Consider the following 1,300-nt stretch of genomic DNA (forward strand, 5'->3'; position numbering starts at 1 on the left):
TGGCCCTGCCGGCCGGCCTGAAGCTGCCGCAGCGCCATGCCCAGGTGGTGCAGGCGCTGCCGCTGGGCCCCGGCGCGCGGCTGCTGGTGGTGGAGTTCGGCGGCCGGCGCCTGCTGGTTGGCCAGTCGCGCGCCGGCCTTGCCACACTGGCCGAAGCGGAGGCCTGATGAACGAGACGCTCGCCTTGCCGCCGCTGGCCACCAGCCTGCAGATCCTGCTGCTGATGTCGGCGCTGACGCTGCTGCCGGCGGCGCTGTTGATGATGACGGCCTTCACCCGCATCGCGATCGTGCTGGCCATCCTGCGCCAGGCGCTGGGGCTGGGGCAGAGCCCGCCCAACCAGATTCTTGTCGGCACCGCGCTGCTGCTCACCATCTTCGTGATGCGCCCCCAGCTTGATCGCATCCACGCCCAGGCCTGGACACCGATGGTGGCCGGCAGCCTGCCGGCCGAACAGGCGCTCGCCCGCGCCGGCACGGAGCTGAAGGGCTTCATGCTGGCGCAGACTCGCAGCCGAGACCTCACCCGCTTTGCCGAAATTGCCGGCGGCGGGCCTTATGCCCGGCCTGTTGATGTGCCGCTGGCCGTGGTGCTGCCGGCGTTCGTGGCGTCCGAACTGAAGACCGCGCTGGAGATTGGCATCGTCGTCTATCTGCCGTTCCTGATCATCGATCTCATAGTTGCCTCCATCCTGATGGCGATGGGGATGATGATGGTGTCGCCCGCCACCGTGTCGCTCCCGGTCAAGATCGCGCTCTTCGTGGCGGTGGATGGCTGGACGCTGGTGCTGGGCTCGCTCGCCCGGAGTTTCGGCTGATGACCGGGCTCACCGTAGCGCCCGACGAGGTGATGCTGGGCGCCCTGGCGCGCGAGGCGGTGCTGCTGTTTGCCGGTGGCGCGGCCACCTTCCTGGTGCCGATGCTGGTGGTGGCGGTGCTGGTGGGCCTCATCCAGACGATCTTTTCGGTGCAGGAGAGCAGCCTCTCCTTCCTGCCCAAGCTGGCCGTGCTGGTGCTGATGATCGCCATAGCGGGCGAAGGCCTGATGCTGGGGCTGGGCGATTATCTGGAAAGCGGCCTCATCGCCATGGTGGGGGCGATCCATTGAATTTCGCGCTGCCGGCCTTTGATGCGGTGCCCTGGTTCGTGCAGTTCACGCTGGCGGCCGTGCGGCCGCTGGCCATGGTGCTGCTGATGCCCGGCGTCGCTGGCGCGGCGCTGCCGTGGCGGGCCAAGTTTGCCCTGGTGGCGGCGATGGCGCTGTTCGGCGGTTTCCGCCCCGGCGCGCCTGAGCTCGCGCC

Annotated in this window: 4 protein-coding genes; all 4 read left to right on the forward strand. The window is 69.2% G+C overall.

The window, feature by feature from the left end; translation table 11 throughout:
- The first annotated feature begins 47 nt into the window (after nt 1–47).
- Nucleotides 48–167, forward strand: a complete 120-nt coding sequence (locus tag GJV64_RS15770; protein WP_408015007.1) for a flagellar biosynthetic protein FliO — start codon at nt 48–50, stop codon at nt 165–167.
- Nucleotides 167–817, forward strand: coding sequence for a flagellar type III secretion system pore protein FliP (gene fliP / locus GJV64_RS14570; RefSeq protein WP_164158204.1), 651 nt, complete (start codon nt 167–169; stop codon nt 815–817). The genes GJV64_RS15770 and fliP overlap by 1 nt, the downstream gene beginning before the upstream one ends.
- On the forward strand, nt 817–1,107 hold the full coding sequence (locus tag GJV64_RS14575; protein WP_164158206.1) for a flagellar biosynthetic protein FliQ: 291 nt from the start codon (nt 817–819) through the stop codon (nt 1,105–1,107). Before fliP ends, GJV64_RS14575 begins: the two co-directional genes overlap by 1 nt.
- A partial coding sequence (locus GJV64_RS14580) for a hypothetical protein (protein ID WP_205599656.1) occupies nt 1,104–1,300 on the forward strand: 197 nt, incomplete at its 3' end. The genes GJV64_RS14575 and GJV64_RS14580, both read left to right, overlap by 4 nt.

This window comes from Sandarakinorhabdus rubra (genome assembly GCF_010994245.1).
GTDB classification, from domain to species: domain Bacteria; phylum Pseudomonadota; class Alphaproteobacteria; order Sphingomonadales; family Sphingomonadaceae; genus Sandarakinorhabdus; species Sandarakinorhabdus rubra.

Excerpts from the sequence above, each read along its gene's own strand:
- fliP (WP_164158204.1), top strand. The coding sequence starts at position 167 with ATGAACGAGACGCTCGCCTTGCCGCCGCTGGCCACCAGCCTGCAGATC.
- GJV64_RS14575 (WP_164158206.1), top strand. The coding sequence starts at position 817 with ATGACCGGGCTCACCGTAGCGCCCGACGAGGTGATGCTGGGCGCCCTG.